We start from the raw sequence: 18119 nt of genomic DNA on the forward strand, positions 1-18119 counted from the left end.
CCCCACCCCGGCAGGCGCCCGCACTGCCCCGCCTCGGCGGGCGCCTGTCGAGGGCCCCTCGACCCACCGCACAGGAGGCGACATGCCCACCCAGCCCGACGCCACCCCGTTCCTGCTCGCGCTGCTGGAGCAGATCGACCAGGACGGCCACGTGATGGCCGCCGTGATTCCCCGTCCCAGCGACACCGACCAGCTGACCTGGGCGTACACCACCGGCCTCAGCGGCCGGCTCGACCTCGAGCTCGTCGTCGGCGGACTCCCGCTTGAGCAGGCCCGCCAGATCCTCGACGGCACTGCCGCCGCGCTCACGGCCGTCCCCGACGACGGCACCGCCGTCACCGGTGTTCTGGAGGGCGCGCAGGTGGTGCTCCGCCGGGCCGACGACTCCCATCCGTTCTCCCTCGTCCGCGAGGTGTACGGCACCGACCCCGGCAACGGCTACTGGCAGGTGATGTGGCCCGACACCGAAGGTCGCTACCCGACCGACCCGGCGTACGACACCAGCAGGCCGCAGCCCCTGCGCTGACGCCACCTGACCTGTGAAACGATCCGTCGCAGGCTGCCCACGTCGAGAGGAAGGAGCGGGACCCCCATGAGCGGGACGACGCCTACCGAGTACCACTGGATCGCTACCCTCCAGTGGGCCTGGGGCGGTCACACCATCACGAGCACGGGCGATGGCATCGTCGACGTCACCACGAAGCGGCGGGCCGTCTACAAGGACGTGATCGCACACGCGCGCGTCCAGATGCAGGTCCCGCCCGGTGCCATCGCGGCAGTGCTGTTCTTCAGCCTCGAACCCAACGACATGGGCTGATCGGTCGACGACGTCGCACCGACCACCTGGCCCGAGCCCGCCCAGCAGCACGTGGGCCAACGGCCTCCCGAGCGCGGGAGCCGCGAACCCGCGGCCGGCGGCTGACACCGCCCGTCGCACCCCCTGCGGTCACCGTCCCTGTCCGAGCCATCCAGCTGCCGGACCGCACAGCGGGGCTTCACCGCTCCATCACCCGCACCGCAGAACCGCCGAGCCCCACCCGAACTCACCACATTGCAAAGCAGGCCCATGTGCTGTAACTTATTACTTATGACGCACAACGGAGAGCCCACCTTGATCACCTCTGTCCACGTCAGCGGCTTCAAGAGCCTCCTCGACCTCCGCCTCGACCTCCAGCCCCACACCGTCGTCACCGGCCGCAGCGGCTCCGGCAAGACCCATCTGTTGGAGGCCGTGACCCTGGTCCAGCGCACGCTGGCATGGGGCATCGACGAGGCCCTCGGCTACTCGACCCGGTACGCCCCGGCCACGCTGCTCCACCGCACCTCCAGCGGCCACCAGATCGAGACCGCCGGAATCCGCATCGAAGGCACCGCCTCCCGGCCCTCCGACGCCTTCCCGGGCGGACCCGACGGCAGCCCGAACCTCACGATTCAGCTGGTCATCCGCCGCACCGGCCACACCATCAGCCTCGACCGGCAGTACAGCACCATCACCGCGCAGCACCACGGCCCCGGCGGTCAGCCGGCCCCCACGACGATCTCTCTGGAGGACACCGACACGCCCCTGGCCAAGCTCGCCTTCGACCTGGTGAGCGGCTTCGATCTCGACGCAGCCGACCCGGACGTCCCGGGCAACTCGCTCGGGCTCGCCAATCGCCTCCACTGGATGTCGGGCCACGACCACACCGTGCTGCGGGCGCACGTCGCGGCGCTGGTGGCAGACGCCATGGACATCCGCGCCTCCGAGGGCCCGGTCAGCCACCCGGAGATCCTGATCCGCAACGTCGGCTGGCTGCCGCTGGCCGCCCTCTCCCGCTTCGAGCGCACCGCGACCGCCGCCCTGATCATCGGGGCGGCCGACGGCAGCGTGTGCGTCGACGACCTCGCGGCCTCCGGCTCCCCGGAGCGGGCTCTCGCGCTCCACCACCGGCTCAGCCACCTGTGCGCGGGCGGCCGGTACCTGGCCACCACCTCGTCCGCGCACGTCGCCTCCGAGCTGGTCAGCGCGCAGACCCCGCTCGTCCACCTCGACGCCGCAACCCGGGTCGGCGGCGGCCTCGAAGCCGCCCGTTCCGTCCACGCGCGCCCTGTACGCGAGCGGCAGCCCACCGAGGACTGCGGCGACGTTGCCTCGCCCCGGGCCGTCGTTCGCACCCTGAGCCGGTGAGACCCCGTGGGCTGCCAGGTGCGCCAGCTCCCGGTAGCCCACGCCCCTGCCCCACCGACAACCCCAGGCCGCCCCGACCGAGGAGACCATCCCGATGACCTGCCGCGCCTGCTCGGGAACACACTGCACAGAAGCCGGAGCCGGGCGGTGCGGAGCCGCGCAGCCCGTTCGGGGCACAGCGGACACCCACGGCGCCGGGGCCGCCGAGCTCCTCCCGACCTCCCCCTGGACCGGGCGCAGCGTGACCGATGCCGACGGCTCCTGCGCCACTGTCCGCCGCGTCTACCGCGTCGACGGCTTGGAGGTCGCCGTGCTCACCTGTGACGAACCGGGGTGCCCGGTCGCCATCACCTGGCAGGCGGTCGACCTCCTCTCCACGACCGAGCAGCCGGCCGCCTTCCCCGACCACGCCGAACGGACCCAGGAACTGACCGCGCTGGAGCTGGCCGTGGTGCGGGGTACGGCCAACCAGTCGCAGGTGGCCCGTTACCGCGAGCTGCGCTCCATGCTCGACCCCTACTCCACGGCCGAGGTGCATCTGCACTGGGCGCTGATCGCCGACGTGGTCGAGGGCGACCAGGTCTCCTACCCTCCACACCGGGTCCTCGGTACCGTCACCGACCCGGACGCCATGCCGAACGGCGTGGTCCGCGCCTACATGCGGGTCCGGATCGACGCCGAGCACCTCAAGGCCGACGCGGCGCTGCGCCGCGCCCACCCCGACGGCACGGTGCTGCTCTCGGCGACGACGCTGCATCCCACCCTCGGGCTCCTGTAGGGCCCCAGCCGTACCAGGCCCCGCGCCGGAGCACGCCGCACCGCAGCGCCCCCGGAGCCGCCCGCGGACCACGACCACACCCGCCACTCCACTCGAAGGACCGATCGTGATCATGCCCGACATCGAATTCGACATCGAGGCGGACGCTGCGCTGTCGGCGGCCGGCGAGCAGGCGGCCGAGCGCCTCCTGGCCCTGGCCTACGAGCTGCAGGTCGAGGACGTCGATCTGGACGAGGCCGTGCACGACGCAGCGGCCACCTACGGCAGCACCGCCGGCCAGAGCGTCGAGGACGAGACCGACACGCTCATCGACGACATCTACGACGAGGCCGGCAGGCAGGCCGCCGAGGTCAACAACGGCGGCCTGCCCGACCAGGTCCGCTACCTCGTCGTCCAGTACGGCACCGACCGGGCGGAAGAGATCATCCGCGCCGCCGGCTGATCACCTCCGCGGCACGCTCCGGATCCGCCCGTCCCTGCGGCCCCCGGCCCCCGAACACCGGCCGCCGACCCCGGCACGGACGGCCGCTCCCGCCGCCACATCGGGCCACCCGGCGGCCTGCCGCCTGCGGCTCCGGCGACATGCACGCGCCGCCGCCAGCCCGCGCCCCTTCACGGCTGCGCCGAAGCGCCGTACTCCGAAGGCACCGAGGTTGTACCGACCCGCGCGGCGCTCCGCTTGTAAGTCGCGCTCGCGCCGCCACCCCACGGACGATTTCAAGATTCTTTCCAGGAGCCGGCCGCGGCCACCGCGCCACGCAGCGAGCCGCCTTGCGGCGCGGGGGGAGCGGCGTCCGTCCGTGCCCGCCACTGCGGCTGCTGCCCCCTTCGCGGCCGGACGCAGATCCCGCCCAGCCCACCCCCAGCCCTGCACCACCGAGAACCCCGCCACCAGGAGGCACCACATGGCGACAACCGACGAGCTCTGGCAGGCCCACAAGGCCGCGGACCAGCTGAGCAACACCCTCGCCGGCATCTACGAGGAGTGCGGCGGGGATGCAGCCGAGGTCCGCGAGCCGCACCTCGCTGTCATCAGAAGCCTCCACCAGGACCTCACCCGCGCCATCGCCCCGTTCCTCCAGTAGCCTGCCTGGCGTTGCCGAAAGAGGATTGATGCTGTAACTTATAACCACTGCTCGGGTCGGCCCCGGCGGTCGCGCACCACCAGCATCCAGCCATCGCCGCCGTGAAAGGGACACCCGTGCCTGGCATCTACGCCCACCTCGTCCGCGGAGCCATCTCCCTGAGCGTCAGGGCCCAGACCCGCCGGAGCGCGTTCGAGGCCCTCGACGCCATCAGCGGGGACGACGAACTGCTGCCCGAGCTGACCCTGGAAGGTCTCCGCCTGAACGGCGTGACCATCCAGACCGGTACCGGCCGCGTCACCTCCGACACCGAGACGGCGGTCCTGGAGGGAGCCCACACCTACCCGATGACGGCGGAGGTGATGGCTATCGCCTACAGCGACCAGGGCGAGGTGAGCGAGGACGCCGAGCAGCGGGCCCGTGAGGCCCTCTCGGCACTCACCGGCATGCACCCGGTGACCGCGGCGGTGCCCGCCGGGAACATCACGCTGGGGGCGCTCCGCCTGGATGCCGACCAGGGCGACGAAGGACTGGTCGAGGTGGACGGGGTCAGCGCCGAGGACATGTGCGCCAACGCCGACTGCCGCGAGTCCACCGCCGACGGCGAGGGATACGACGGCGAGTGCGGCGACTGCGCCGACCGCACCTACGCCGCCTCCGCCGACGACGCGTAGGCCGGCCGCCCCAGCGAGCGGGATGCGCGCCGCCACGCGGGCAGCGCGCATCCCGCGCAGATCACCGCTTCATATGCACCCACCAGGGCCTCACCAGCCCAGATGTCACACCCGAACGAGAGGATCACTTCATGACCGTCACCACCGCCGCCGCCCTGGACCCCACCGCCTACCGCGCGGCCGTACAGCAGGCCAACAGCGCCGCTGCCCTGTACTACACCGACGGCCAGTCCCCGCTGGACGACACCGCCTACGACACCCTGCTGCTCGCCATCACCGCGTTCGAACAGGCCAACCCCGATCTGCGTGATCCGGACTCCCCCACCGGCAAGGTCGGCACGGCTCCGGTGACCGGGGACGTCCCCCACACGAGCCAGATGCTGAGCCTGAGCAACGTGTTCAGCCCGGCCGACCTCCAGGACTGGGCCGACTCCCTCACCCGCCGCATCGGCCGCACCCCGCAGGGCTGGGTGGTCGAGCCCAAGCTCGACGGCCTGGCCATCGCCGCGCGCTACCGCGACGGTCGCCTCGTCCAGATCATCACCCGCGGCAACGGCACCCACGGCGAGGACGTCTCCCACCAGATCGGCAACATCCACGGACTCCCCACCACCCTGACCGAACCCGCCACGCTCGAAGTCCGCGGCGAAGCCCTCTTCACCACCGCCCAGTTCACGGACGCCAACCGGGTGCGCACCGAGCACGGCCACGCCCCGTTCGCCAACGCCCGCAACGGAGCCGCCGGAACCCTCCGTGCCCGCGACCGCGCCTACACCCTCCCCCTAACCGCCTACCTGTACGCCGCCCTCCCCCTCGACGGCCACTCCACCGACCTGGCCCACCTGGCCCACCACGAGATCCTCGACCGCCTCGCCGCCCTCGGCATCGCCACCCCCGCCCAGACCCCCGCCGCCCCCAAGCTCTGCACGACCGTCGAGGAACTCCAGGCCCGCGTCGAGGAGATCACCGCGCTGCGCCCCACCCTGCCCTTCGGAATCGACGGCGTCGTCATCAAGGCCGACACCGCCACCGACCAGGCCGACGCCGGCGTCGGCTCCCGCTTCCCCCACCACTCGGTCGCCTACAAGCTCCCCGCCGTCGAGCGCGTCACCCGCCTGCTCGGCGTCGAGTGGAACGTCGGCCGCACCGGCGTGATCGCGCCGCGCGCGATCCTGGAGCCCGTCGAGATCGACGGCTCCACCGTTGGTTTTGCCACCCTCCATAACCCCGCCGACATCGCCCGCCGCGGCCTGATGCTCAACTCCCTCGTCGTCGTGGTCAAGGCTGGCGACATCATCCCCCGCGTCGAGCGCCCGGCGACCGACCAGCGCACCGGCGAGGAGACCCCCATCGTCCCGCCCTCCGCCTGCCCCAGGTGCGGGGCGGACATCGACTCCTCCCAGGAACGGTGGCGGTGCGTCCGGGGCCGCGCGTGCGGCCAGCTCGCCGCCATCCGGTACGCCGTCGGACGCGACCAGCTCGACATCGACGGCCTCGGCACCAAGCTCTGCGACCAGCTCGTCGAGACCGGCCTCGTGACCGACATCGCCGACCTCCACACCCTCACCCGCTCCCAGCTCCTGGGCCTGGACCGCATGGGCGAGGCCAGCACCGACAAGCTCCTCACCGCCATCGAGGCGTCCAAGCAGCAGCCCCTCAGCCGCCTTCTGGCTGCGCTCGGCATCCGCGGCACCGGCCGCTCCATGTCCCGCCGCATCGCCCGCCACTTCGGAACCCTCGAAGCGGTCCGCAGCGCCACCGCCGACGACTTCTCCGCCATCGAGGGGATCGGCCCCGAGAAGGCCCCCGTCATCGTCGCCGAACTCGCGGAACTGAGCGGCGTACTCGACAAGCTCGTGGCAGCAGGCGTCAACACCGTCGAGCCCGGCTCCACCGGCGTGAGCGGTGCGACCGACCTCGCCGCTCCGACCACGGCACCCGACGGAGCAGGACCCCTCGCGGGCAAGAAGGTCGTCGTCACCGGCTCCATGACCGGCGCTCTCGAACACCTCTCGCGCAACCAGATGAACGAGTTGATCGAGGCCGCAGGCGGAAAGTCCTCGGGCAGCGTGTCGGCGAAGACCCACCTCGTGGTCGCCGGCAACGAGGCCGGCTCCAAGCTCACCAAGGCCCGCGAACTCGGCATCACCGTGCTGAACCCGGAGGAGTTCGCCGCCCTGGTGGCCAACTACCTCACCTGAGCCCCTACCCGACAGCGGGGTGGGCACCGGCATCGCGTCGGTGCCCACCCCGCTCCCCGTTCCCCACCATCCGGGGCCGCCCCCCGGGCAGGGTCCGCCTTGGCGACAGCCCCCGGCACCGAGGGTGGGAGCACCAACAGTCCGTGCCGCCCCGCCGGCCCCGGACCCTGTCACCCGAACGAGGGCCCTCACGGCCATGGCAGGTACCATCGCCCACCGCGTATCCGAACGCTGTGGGACGGTACGGACCATGACCCCGCGCGCGAACCGGCACCTGCAGCCCGTCCCAGCCGCCCGGCCGGCGCACGCCCCCGAGGGCCAAGAGCTCTCAGATCGCGACCGAGCAGCCGCGCTCGTAGATGAACTCCTCACCGCCGCATCCGAGTTGCGGTGCGTGCCGGGCTACGTCAACGGCGACCACATGGACCAGTGGTACGTCCCCGCGAGCAAGCGCCTGCTGGAAAGCCTGGCCGACCTCGCCGCGGCGGTCCACCAGCCCGAACTGGAGCTGCGGCTGCGCCAGGCGGACAGCCCCCGCTGCTACCGCGATCCACGCCCCGGGCAGCCGACGCGCGGCATCCGGATCTGCGGACGCCCGGTCGACGCCTGGCACCAGCTCTGCCTGGAGCACCAGGAAGTGGAGGACCGTGCTCGCGCGGCCCGCCGCGCCCAGGCCGAGCAGGCGCGGCTACGACGCGACACGGAGAACCTGCGCGCCCTCCAGCGCCCCTGCCCCCGCTGTGAAGCCCGGCCCGGCAGCGGCTGCACCACCCGCAACGGCAACCCCTGCAACATCCACAGCCCCCGCAAACGGGAAAGCCCGCAGGCCAACCGGTAACCGATCCCCGGGACAGCCAACGCGCCGGCGCGGGCCAACCCGAGCCGACGGGTCAGCGCCCGCCGACCGCCCGCGGCGATCCCCTGGCGGACACCGCCGTCAAGTCCGCGCCCCAACCCTCACCCTCCTCGGGCAAAGAGACCCGAACCACCTACCGGATCGGGCACGATGAGGCCATGCCTGCCCCGATCACCAACCCCCTCCGATGCTCAGGCTGCGCACGCAGCCACGCCGCAGCGAGCGACCAGTCCGAGTGGAACGGGGACTACGCCAAAGGTGTCCTCAGAGCGGTGATCTGCCCGGGGTGCCAGACCCCCGCCCAGTCGGTCGAGGCGCTGGTCAATGCGGCACTGATCGGCCCGGGCACCATCAGCCGCACCCCCGACGGGCGCGCGCGGATCATCGAGCCGGGGATGTGGACCCGGGTCGAGGCCGCCGCCCACCCCCTCGTCCAGGACGACCCGGACGTCCACCTCGCGATGACGGTGCGCGACGGCACCCTGCTGATCTCCGTCGCTCGACACAGCGACGCCGCTCTCGTCTCGGCGCTCGCCCCCGGCCCCTGCGCGGAGGTCGCCACGGCCGCGCTCAGCGCCGCCGGCGCCACCCGCACCGGACGCCGGGTGACGGTCACCGCCGCGGACAACATCCCGGCCGACACGGCGTTCCTCGCCGCTGACCACGCCGCTCTCGAGGACCATGAGGACCGCAGCGAGCTGATCCTGCTCTTCAGCCCGGACATCGACCCGGCTCTGCTGCGCGCCGTCGCCCCCGACATCGCCGCCGCGATGCGCAGCCAGCTCCGCTCCACCGTCGGCGTTGCGGACGGGCCCCGCGGCCTGCCCGGCCAGCGGACGGACGGCACCGACCTGCAAGCGGTGGGGCTGGTCACCAGCGGGCCGGCCTGGCAGCAGTTCTGGTACGGCCCGGCCGACTCCGGCTTCGACCTGGAGGCCGGCCTGCGGGGCTGGACCGAGCAGGTCATGGCCGACAGCGGCGCAACCGCCCTCCTGGCCACCCGGCACGGCCTGAACTGGGCCGACCTGCCCCCCGAGCACCGCACGCAGCTCCACGTCCCGGACGCCGGCGACGGGCCCGGCCTCAGCCTGGCCACCCTGATGCTCACCACCCGCGAGGCCGACTGGGCGTGGGACCGCCGCTTCACCCGCGTGTCCCCCGACCGGCTCCCGACCGACCTGCGCGGCCTCGTGCCCACCCACCTCAGCGCGATCCGCTCCGGCCTCGTCGCCCCTGCGGCCTTCCAACCCGACCGCCGGCGCAGCCCCGCCGCCCTCCAGGCCCACCGCATCGCCGCTTTGGCCACCACCGCGGCCTACCTGGCCGTCGACCACGCCCACTTCGTCCCCGCGGACCTCGCCCTCGACGTCGCGACCACCGCCGAGCCCGACGCCGGCACCCTCCAGGCGCTGCGCCTGCCCGGGCTGTGGAACCTCGTTCTCCACGAGCCGGTCCCGGTCCGGGCGATCAGCGCCGACGACGACGAGCTGGAGGTCATGACCGCCCATGGCGTGGTGCTGGGCCGCGAGCAGGCCGTGCTCGGCGCGGTGCTCGCCGCACACCCCGACCACACCGTCGACGCCAGCATGGGCCTGGTCCTGGTCACCGACGTCGACGACCGCGGCACCCGCCGCTGGTACCTGCAGCCCGCCGCCTACGGCAGCCACCCCGCCGGCCGGCTCCTCTACTCCTACGCCGCCCAACTGAGCTTCGCCGCCTGGATGAACGCGCCCCAGCCGCCTGTCCGCGGGACCTCCGGCAAACCGGACTCCGCGAACCAGCTCAAGCGCCTGGCCAAGGACCCGGCCGTCAGAGCCGGCGCCCTGCACCGCATGCGCGTCCTCGACTACACGCCACCGCCGACCGAGCCCGCCGCATCCCAGCCCTCCGACGGCACCGGCACGCCCCTGAGCCACTCCGGCACCCGCCGCGCCTACTGGAAGCCCGGCGTGCGGATCGGCATCCGCGACGACTCCGGCCGCAAGGTCGGCCCCGTCTACAAGGACGGCGCGATCGAGGGCGAGACCTTCACCCGGGAACGCCGGTGGATCCGCCGATCCACCGTGCGCCCGGATTTGCCGCCACGCCCTGACCGCCACGTCTACGAGCTCACCACCAACCCGGCCACCACCGGCCCCGGAGCAGCCCGGGGCGGCCACGACCCCGATAGGCTCCGGCCGTGACCACCCACCCTTGTCCCGAGGACACCTTCCAGCTGCCCGTCGATCCGGACGACACCGCGGGAGTCGACGCCTGGCTCAAGCCGTACGGCTGGTGCGTCGAACCCGACCCCGCACAGGCGAGGCCCGGTCACTTCCGCCTGCGGCCACGGCGTACGGGCGACCCCGACGACCACGACGGCGGCCGAACCTTCGCACCCGGGACCAGCGTTCAGTGGAACGGCTCCGACATCGTCCGAGTCGACCCTGCTGCGCCCGAGTCGCTCCGCCCTCTCCTCCAGGTGATCGGCAACCCGGAACACCCTGGCCACGACCACGGATAGGAACTCTCGGGGCGCCGGCGGCCGGACATTCCCGCAACTGCGGCCGGTCTACGAACGATCCGGGATCACATCGCGCGGGACGCGTCTGCACGAAAGCCAGATCTGAGCACCCGTCAGGCCGTAAGCTTCCTCGTCGTGAACGCCGTCAGTGACAGCAGTGTCGACGAAGAGTCATCGGAACTCGGTGCCGTCGCCGAGTTGAACGGCCAGCTGGTGGCCGAACTCGAACGCGCGGGCAGGATCTCCAACCCGGAGGTGGCCGAGGCGTTCCTGTCGACCCCGCGCCATCTGTTCCTCCCGGACGTGGCGCCGGCCGAGGCGTACACGGACGACTACCAGCCCACCGACCGCGACGGCGAGGGTCGGCTCCTCAGCTCGGTCAGCGCGCCGTGGCTGGTGGCGGAGATGCTGAAGTACCTGCGCCCGCGCCCCGGGAACTCGGTGCTCGAGGTGGGCTCCGGCGGTTACAACGCGGCTCTCCTCCATCAGCTGGTCGGTGGCACGGGCTCGGTGACCAGCATCGACATCGACCCGGTGGTGACCGAGCGCGCCAGCCGCTGCCTGCGTGCCGCCGGTCTGGAGCACTCCGTTCGTGTTCTCACCGGCGACGGCGCCCACGGCGTCCCGGATGCGGCCCCGTACGACCGGATCGAGGTGACCGTGCAGGCGGCGGCGATCGAGCAGGCCTGGCTCGACCAGCTCGCCCCCGACGGAGTACTCGTCGTCCCGCTGCGCGTGCGCGGACTTGGCCGCCTGGTGGCCCTCACCCCGGACGGTGAGGGGCACTGGAGCGGTGGCGGCTGGTTGCCCTGCGGTTTTGTGGCGATGCGCGGGGAGGGGGCGAGTTCCACCCAGGTGCACGCGTTGACCCCCGGAGCCCGCGTACGGGTGGACGACACCCCATTGCTCGACCCTGAGGCCCTGGCCAAGGCCCTCGGCAGCGTCGGCACCCCGTACTGGTCCGGGGTCGAAGTGGGGGCGAGCGAGGGCACCAGGCCCGTCATCGATCTGTGGTTCGCCACCGTTCTCGACACCTACGGCACCCTGCTGGTGGACCCGAAGAAATCGGCCCTGCGGGCGCTGCCAGGCGGTACTCCGCTCACCTGGAACAGCGACTCCAGCGCTGCGGCCTACGTGACGATGCGCCCGGTCGAGGGGCAGAGCGACCGCTACGAGTACGGCGTCGTCCTCCACGGTGAGGACCGCGCCCTTGGCGAGGCCCTGGTAGAGAGCCTGAGGGAGTGGGACCGGGACCACCGGGGACGTCCTGGCCCCGTCCTTCACGTCTACGACGAGGGCACCGACCCCGCCGCCATGGCCCCCGGCCGCCTCCTGGAGCGGCCCGGAGCGCCGATGGTCCTCACCTGGCCGAAGGGCTGATTGCCACCCGCACTCCCGGACCCGTGCGGTCCGGGCGCACCATCCCCACCAGGACGATGGAAGGAGGACGCACCATGAGGACCGAACTGCTGGACGCCTTCGAGCTCGACGCGGTGAACACACCACTCACCGGTGTGCGTGAGAACTACGCGGACACCGAGGGCGACACCACCGGTGACGGCTGCGGGGAATCGCCCCCGGCCGGCCCGACCAGCGGCTGTCTGATCCCGGACCAGCTGTAGCAGCATGCGGGTGGGCGGCACCGGCAGCCCCCTGTGCCGCCCACCCGGCCGTCCGACCAAGAGGGGGAACCACCCGTGCGCAGCCGTCTGGTACCCGGCCCGGTGGCACTCGCCCGCCTCCCACTCCTGGCGGCCGACGGCACGAAGGCCGGAGGGCTGGTCACCGAGGGGCTGTTCCTCACCTCCCGCGACCCCGAGGACACGCCCGACGGCGCGCCAGCCCGCGCAGCCTACGACCTGCGCGCCCGCACCCGCACCACCCCCCACGGCGTCTGGGCCGCCACCACCACCGCCCGCCTGGCACCCGGGGAACCGGTCCTGCTGCTGGGCGCGGAGCACCACTGCGCCACGCTCCCCAACCCGGCCTGGCTCGCGGCCATCGCCGACCACGCTCTGGACCTGCCCGGCGGGCTCGACCGCCTGCGCCTGTTCGCCAACCCGACCGCGCTGCGCCGCGGCGCGGTGCTGGAGGTCGAGCACCCGGGGCCGGACGGCACGGCGCAGCTGGGAACGGCACGGCTGACCGAGGTGTCCAGCCGGCTGCTGCGCGAGTGCGACCGCACCGGCGGTGCTCCGGCCGGGCAGGTCGTCGGTGCGGCGCTCGAGCACTGGCCCGGGGCCGGGACCGACGCGGTGCGGGTGGCGATCACCGCGCTGGTCCGCACCGGCCTGCTCCTGACCGACCTCCTGCCCGACGACCCCGCCGCCGACCCGCTCGGCCACCTAGCCGAAAGGCTCCCGCCGGCGGCCAGCCTGCGCGCCGCCGTCCTCGACCTGCGGGCGCTGCTTGCCGAGGCGGACCGGCACCGGCCCGGCGCCCCCGAGCGCCTGCCGCTCCTGCGCGCTGCCCGCCGGGCCGCCGACGCGATCCACATCGCCGACCGCCCACTGACGTGCGACACCGTTGCCGACGCCGAACTGCGCCTGCCCGCCTCGGTGGGCACGGAGGCGGCGCGGACGGTCGACACCCTCTGGCGCATCGGCCACCGCACCGTCCCGCTGCAGGCCTGGACAGCCCGGTTCCGGGAGACATACGGGCCGCACCGCATGGTCCCGCTGCTGGAGGTTGTCGACCCAGCCACCGGGATCGGTCCGCCCGAGCCGCAGGACGCGATCGCCGCCCGCACCGACCTGGACGACCACCGCACCCAGCTCCTCCTCTCGCTGCTCACCGGGGCGATCGCGCGCGGCGAGCAGCAGGTGGAGCTCACCGAGGAGATGGCGCAGGCCCTCGCTCACCAGGGTGGCGGGCGGCCGCCGCGAACGGCCGAGGTTCACGTTCGCGTCCGGGAAGGCGCTTCCGGCCGTCTCACGCTGGCGATCGGTACCCACGCGGCGCAGGACGCCGGGTCGGCCGCCGGACGGCTGGTCCGCCACCTGCCCGACCTCGCCACCGAACGGCGCTTCGGCGGCGGTCCGGTGCTGGCCGAGATCGTCTGCCGCCCCCTCACCGCCGCCACTGCGGCGCTGGCGGTGGAGAGCGGGCGCACGGCATACCGCATACCCGTGGGCCTGCCCCTCAGCGGCCCCCGGGACCTGGACCCCCGTACCCTGCTCGTCACCACGACCCGGGCCGGCCACCTCACCCTCCACTCGCCGCAACTCGGTCGCCAGGTGCGGCCGGTGCTGCTCAGCCGGATCACCCGCGCGCTCCTGTCCCCGGCCGCCCAGCTCCTCCACCTGATCGGGCACGCGGACGAGCGACCCTGGCACCCCTGGTCCTGGGGCCCCGCCACCCTCGCCCCCTACACCCCGCGCGTCACCTACCGCTCCACCGTCCTCGCCCCGCAGCGCTGGCTCCTTCCCCAGGACCTCCACACCCTGGTCGACCACCGCGACCGCTGGCACAACCGGCTGGACGACTGGCTGGACCGCCCCACCATGCCGGTGCCGCAGCGGGTCGTGATCGAGGAGAGCGACCGGCACCTCCCCGTCGACCTGCACGATGCCGGACACCGCGAGCTGCTGCGGCGCAGCATGCGCCGCGGCTGCCGCACCGTCAGCGAGGTCCTGCCGGGCCGCCCGCCGGTGCACGGCCCGGACGGCCGCCACCACCTCGAACTCGTCATCGGCCTGCGCCAACAGCACGAGACGGAGCAGCCGGCGCCCGTCGACCCCCGGACCGCGGCCCGCCCCCGCACGGCCGACACGGAACTCCCCGGTGGCACCTGGCTCTCCCTGGCCCTGCCCGCCCCGGACCGCCACCAGGACGCGATCCTCGCCCGGCTCCCGCACTACCCGGGCACGCTGTCCTACTGGCTGCGCTACACCACCCCCGACCTCGGCCCCCACCTGCGCCTGCGCTACCACGGCACCCCCGAGAGCCTGGCCGCCGTGCAGCAGGAACTCGCCGGCCTCGCCGCGCGGCTGGCCGAGCAGAACCTGACCAATGGGAAGCTCACCGTCGGGCCGTACCAGCGCGAGACCCAGCGCTACGGCGGGCCGGACGCGATCGGCACGGCCGAGACGGTGTTCGCCGCCGACTCCGCCCTCGCCCGAACCGCCCTCCCCGGCCACGGCGACGACCAGCGGCTCGTCCTCGCCGCCCACACCATCGCCGCCATCGCCCGTACCCTCAATACCCCCACCGCCGCTCGCCCCCGCCCCCTGCCCGGCGACCTGCGCCGCCGCCGCGAATCGCTACGGGCCGAGTGCCGCACGGCCACCGCCCCCGCCGCCCTCACCGAGTCGTGGAACAGCCTGCTGGACGCGCTGACCGCCTACCGTTCCCTCCTCGCCGACGAGACGGCGCCGCTGTGCGCCTCCGACCTGATCCACCTGCACGCCAACCGTCTCCTCGGCGCCGACCGCGACCGCGAGCACCTGGCTCGCTCCCTCGCCACCGACCTCCTGCGCCGTGCCTGACCCCCTCCGGCTGATCGAGGAGACCGTGGCCGCCGTCCTCGACCCCGACCAGGTCACCGCGCGTCTGACCCCCGGCGGCGCCACCACCCTCGCCGACGGCCTCCCCGGCACCGCCCTGCTCCTCGCCGTTGTCTCGGACGGCGACACCGCGCTGATCGACGCCGCCGACCGGCACTGGAACGCCGCCGCCCGCCTTGTCACCGGTACCAAGCCGGACGGCATCTACGCCGGCCCGGGCGGGCTGGCCGCCTCGCTCATCCACGGCAGCGCCCACCTGCCCGACCACCGGCGCCGGCACGACGCCCTCGGCCGGGCCGCCGCCTGGCTGTCCGCCCGCGCCCAGGGCCTGGCCGAACACCAGGCCACCCGGCAGCGCGCAGGCCGACCGGGAACCCTGTGGGGCATCTACGACACCATGAAGGGCCTCGCCGGGATCGGCCGCACACTCCTCGCCGCCGCACAGCTCGGCCTCCCGGAGGCCGGACCGGGGCTGACCGCCGCCCTCACCACACTCACCGGCATGATCACCACCACCGACGACGCCGGCCGCCCCGGCTGGTGGGTCCGCGCGGAGGATCACGTTCTCGCCGTCCCCGGCACCCTGCCGCGCTCCGGCAGCACGGGCACCGGGGCGGCGCACGGGATCGCCGGACCGCTCTCCCTACTCGCTCTCGCGCACGAGGCCGGCAACTGCCTTGCCGGGCAGGAGAAGGCCATCGCCACCGCGGCACACTGGCTCCTCGACTGGGCCGCCCCCGGCCCGTCCTGGCCCCCGTACATCAGCGGCAACGACCTCGCGCAACCGCCGGACGCCGAACGCCTGGCCGCCACTGCGGGCCGCCGTGACGCCTGGTGCTACGGCACGCCCGGCATCGCAGCCGCCCTGCACCACAGCGGCCGGGTCCTCGCCGACCCGGCCCTGACCGCCCTGGCCCGTCGATCCCTCGACACCCTCGCCCGCCGACCGCCCGCCACCTGGGACACCACCGGGCCCGGACTCTGCCACGGCAGCGCGGGCGTCCTCTCGGTCGCCACCCGCCTGAACCACCGACCGCTTGCAGCCGCCGCCGCCCGGCATACCACCGAAACCTTCCACGAGGCCGGCCCGGCCGCCGGCTTCCTCACCGGCCGCGCCGGAGCCGCCCTCGCCCTGATCAACCACTGCCGACCCACCGGCCGGCACGTCCCGTGGGACGGCCTGCTCGTACTGACCTGAGCCCGCGGGCGAGAACACCACCGTTCACATGCCGGGACGGGGCCGGATCTGGGTGCCCTTGATCAGCGTGACGATTCCGGTGGCGGGAAGCACGCCGTTGTCCGCTCCAATCAGCCCGCAGTAGGAGGCCAGCAGTTGCAGGACGCACCGGGATCGGGTGAGGTCGTCCGCCTGGCGCCACTCCTCCTGATCGGCACTTCCGCCGAGTTCGCGGTGCCGGGCGCTGACCGCGGACGTCAGCTTGGTGACCGGGTGGCGGCCGTGCTTCCCCACCAGGCGGAGATTCTCGACGTACTCGCGCTCGGACCGACCGGGCACCGTGTGGCTGGAGAGCGGGCCGAGCAGGACGAGCGCGGCCTCCCACAGGGAATCCCGCTCCCGCAGCCGCTCGATCAACGCCCAGGCCGCCTCGGGCCGCCCAGCCTGGTCCACGATCACCCACACCGCCCGGTCGACCAGGGCCTCCAGCGGCTGGTCGGCCGGGCCGAGGTCGAGGGGCTGATCGGTGCTCTGGTCCATGGCCGCGAGACTAGCCGCCAGCACCGTCAACATCGCCGCAGGTGAGAGCACCACGCCGGCCCGGGGAGTTGCGAGGCCATGGCGTCCGCCCGCCAGTCAGCCCTTCAAGATGCCCAGAGGGCCGCCGCCGTGCCCAGGCCAGCGACACGAGCGCCTCCGAAGCGTCAGATTCCTCATCAGGGCGCCGACCGAGGTCAACCTCGCACACGCCGAGGGCGCACGTTCGGATGAACCGGGGCGTTGTCGCAGTCGCCGAAGCAGATCGGGGGCGCGACTATGGCGCCCATGCCGATCCCACCCGCCTGGTCCACCTGGCCCGCCACTGGCGAACCGCCGGCCCGTCCCGTATCTGCTGCCTCGTGACCGCCGACGGCACCACCAGCCCGGCGGCGCGCCGGCGGCGATCCCGCGCGGGCGGTGCCCGCGAGCATCGTCTTCGTCGGCTACGCCGCGATCAGCGGTGCCATGCTGCTCATGGCCGCCCGCACGACCCTTGCCGGCCGCGGTGAGAGCGCGCTGTTCGTCAACGGGTTTCCCCTGCTGTTGGCGGCGGCCACCGCGGTCCTGTCCCTCGCTCACTTCCTCCTGCCGATCCTGTGGACCAGGGTCGGGCTGGCGGTCTGCCTGGCGGCGATCGCGGCCATGAACGCAAGCCTGGTCATCAAGCACGGTCAGCCGCTCCGTTCCGTGGACGGCATTCTGATGACAACCGTCTTCACTCTCGTCGAAACCGGTGGGTTCGCGACCCCGCTGGTGGCAGGTATCGCCATGTGGCGTCCCGCACTTCTGCCCGCCCGGAAGCCGACGGGCCGCCAGATGGCGTGACGACCGCTTTTCACCGCTGGTTCGGCATCCACCTGCCCGGACGGAGACGTACAGACCCTGGGCGGGATGCCAGCTGCTGCCGCCAGTCGGCGGTACGTTCTCGGTTGACTGGTTCGCCGGGAAGGTGATGGAAGCGTGGCACAGCAGATGGACCGCAGCACGCCCTACAGGGGGCTGATACTGGACTTCGCCGGAGTGCTCACCGTGGGGGTGCTGGAGACGCACCGGATCTGGTGCCGGGAGCAAGGGCTGGATCCGGAGGCGTGGCGCTCCACGCTGAACGACAACCCCGAGGGTCGCGCGCTGTACGCGGCTCTGGAGATCGGACAGATCAGCCAGGCCGAGTGGAACATGCGCACCGCCCCGCTGCTGGGCGTATCGGACGGCGAGAACCTGATGGGCCGCGCCTGGGCGGGGGTCCAACCCGCAGCGGACATGATCGAGCTGGCGCGGGCCGCCCGATCGGCTGGCCTGACCGTCGCTCTGCTGTCCAATTCATTCGGACTTCAGCCATATGACCCCTATGCCACGCTCGGCGTGTGGGACCTGGTCGACGTCGCTCTGGTGTCCGAGCGGGAGCAGGTAGCCAAACCCGATCCCGAAATCTACCGGCGGTGCCTCGAGCGCATCGGACTTCCGGGCGAAGCATGCGTGTTCGTAGACGATCACCCGGCCAACCTGCCGCCGGCCGAGGCACTCGGGATCACAACCGTGCACGCCGACGGGCAGGGCGACACCGTTGCCCGAGTCGCCGCGCTGCTCGGCCTTCGCCCGACCGAGAGGATCTGACCGCCACCGACAGCCGTTC

Annotated in this window: 18 protein-coding genes; 17 read left to right on the forward strand and 1 reads right to left on the reverse strand. The window is 73.1% G+C overall.

Annotated elements, in window-relative coordinates:
• Window positions 1-82 precede the first annotated feature (82 nt).
• The 15 genes from BI06_RS00470 (at window position 83) to BI06_RS00535 (ending at window position 15967) form a co-directional block, all read left to right on the forward strand.
• The gene (locus tag BI06_RS00470; protein WP_043463579.1) at window positions 83-526 is read left to right on the forward strand and encodes a DUF4262 domain-containing protein; all 444 of its coding nucleotides are present in this window, start codon (window positions 83-85) and stop codon (window positions 524-526) included.
• A gap of 66 nt (window positions 527-592) precedes the next feature.
• Complete coding sequence (locus BI06_RS00475) at window positions 593-817, forward strand: hypothetical protein (RefSeq protein ID WP_043463582.1); 225 nt, start codon at window positions 593-595, stop codon at window positions 815-817.
• A 294-nt stretch (window positions 818-1111) separates the two neighbouring features.
• Window positions 1112-2167: a hypothetical protein gene (locus BI06_RS00480; protein WP_043463585.1), complete on the forward strand. Its 1056-nt coding sequence runs from the start codon at window positions 1112-1114 to the stop codon at window positions 2165-2167.
• 241 nt (window positions 2168-2408) lie between these two features.
• The gene (locus tag BI06_RS00485) at window positions 2409-2945 is read left to right on the forward strand and encodes a hypothetical protein (RefSeq protein WP_043463588.1); all 537 of its coding nucleotides are present in this window, start codon (window positions 2409-2411) and stop codon (window positions 2943-2945) included.
• Window positions 2946-3057: 112 nt separating this feature from the next.
• Window positions 3058-3387 carry a hypothetical protein gene (locus tag BI06_RS00490; RefSeq protein WP_149030199.1) on the forward strand — a complete coding sequence of 110 codons (330 nt, stop codon included), beginning with the start codon at window positions 3058-3060 and terminating at the stop codon, window positions 3385-3387.
• 463 nt (window positions 3388-3850) lie between these two features.
• Window positions 3851-4030, forward strand: coding sequence for a hypothetical protein (locus BI06_RS00495; protein WP_043463597.1), 180 nt, complete (start codon window positions 3851-3853; stop codon window positions 4028-4030).
• 116 nt (window positions 4031-4146) lie between these two features.
• Window positions 4147-4704 (forward strand): hypothetical protein, encoded by a 558-nt coding sequence (locus BI06_RS00500; protein WP_043463600.1) that lies wholly within the window; start codon window positions 4147-4149, stop codon window positions 4702-4704.
• 131 nt (window positions 4705-4835) lie between these two features.
• A complete protein-coding gene (ligA, locus tag BI06_RS00505) occupies window positions 4836-6905 on the forward strand; it encodes an NAD-dependent DNA ligase LigA (protein ID WP_051740042.1) in 2070 nt (689 codons plus the stop codon).
• A 250-nt stretch (window positions 6906-7155) separates the two neighbouring features.
• Window positions 7156-7743: a hypothetical protein gene (locus BI06_RS00510; RefSeq protein WP_149030200.1), complete on the forward strand. Its 588-nt coding sequence runs from the start codon at window positions 7156-7158 to the stop codon at window positions 7741-7743.
• 290 nt (window positions 7744-8033) lie between these two features.
• A complete protein-coding gene (locus tag BI06_RS00515) occupies window positions 8034-9944 on the forward strand; it encodes a hypothetical protein (RefSeq protein WP_082558159.1) in 1911 nt (636 codons plus the stop codon).
• Window positions 9941-10264: a hypothetical protein gene (locus BI06_RS00520; RefSeq protein WP_043463606.1), complete on the forward strand. Its 324-nt coding sequence runs from the start codon at window positions 9941-9943 to the stop codon at window positions 10262-10264. The genes BI06_RS00515 and BI06_RS00520 overlap by 4 nt, the downstream gene beginning before the upstream one ends.
• Window positions 10265-10399: 135 nt before the next feature.
• A complete protein-coding gene (gene fxlM / locus BI06_RS00525; RefSeq protein WP_158516354.1) occupies window positions 10400-11644 on the forward strand; it encodes a methyltransferase, FxLD system in 1245 nt (414 codons plus the stop codon).
• Window positions 11645-11718: 74 nt separating this feature from the next.
• Window positions 11719-11886 carry a hypothetical protein gene (locus tag BI06_RS52220; RefSeq protein ID WP_199523217.1) on the forward strand — a complete coding sequence of 56 codons (168 nt, stop codon included), beginning with the start codon at window positions 11719-11721 and terminating at the stop codon, window positions 11884-11886.
• A gap of 75 nt (window positions 11887-11961) precedes the next feature.
• Window positions 11962-14751, forward strand: a complete 2790-nt coding sequence (locus tag BI06_RS00530) for a lantibiotic dehydratase (RefSeq protein WP_043463609.1) — start codon at window positions 11962-11964, stop codon at window positions 14749-14751.
• Window positions 14744-15967, forward strand: coding sequence for a lanthionine synthetase C family protein (locus BI06_RS00535; RefSeq protein WP_051740043.1), 1224 nt, complete (start codon window positions 14744-14746; stop codon window positions 15965-15967). The genes BI06_RS00530 and BI06_RS00535 overlap by 8 nt, the downstream gene beginning before the upstream one ends.
• 24 nt (window positions 15968-15991) lie before the next feature.
• Here the strand turns inward: BI06_RS00535 and BI06_RS00540 are convergent, their stop codons facing one another.
• Window positions 15992-16486, reverse strand: a complete 495-nt coding sequence (locus BI06_RS00540) for a hypothetical protein (RefSeq protein ID WP_043463612.1) — start codon at window positions 16484-16486, stop codon at window positions 15992-15994.
• A gap of 417 nt (window positions 16487-16903) precedes the next feature.
• Between BI06_RS00540 and BI06_RS00545 the strand changes: the two genes are divergently transcribed.
• Window positions 16904-17311 (forward strand): hypothetical protein, encoded by a 408-nt coding sequence (locus BI06_RS00545; protein WP_043463615.1) that lies wholly within the window; start codon window positions 16904-16906, stop codon window positions 17309-17311.
• A gap of 147 nt (window positions 17312-17458) precedes the next feature.
• Entirely contained in the window at window positions 17459-18100 is a 642-nt protein-coding gene (locus BI06_RS00550) for an HAD-IA family hydrolase (protein WP_043464074.1), read from the forward strand.
• Window positions 18101-18119 lie beyond the last annotated feature (19 nt).

Source organism: Kitasatospora sp. MBT66, assembly GCF_000710405.2.
Taxonomy (GTDB): Bacteria; Actinomycetota; Actinomycetes; order Streptomycetales; family Streptomycetaceae; genus Kitasatospora; species Kitasatospora purpeofusca.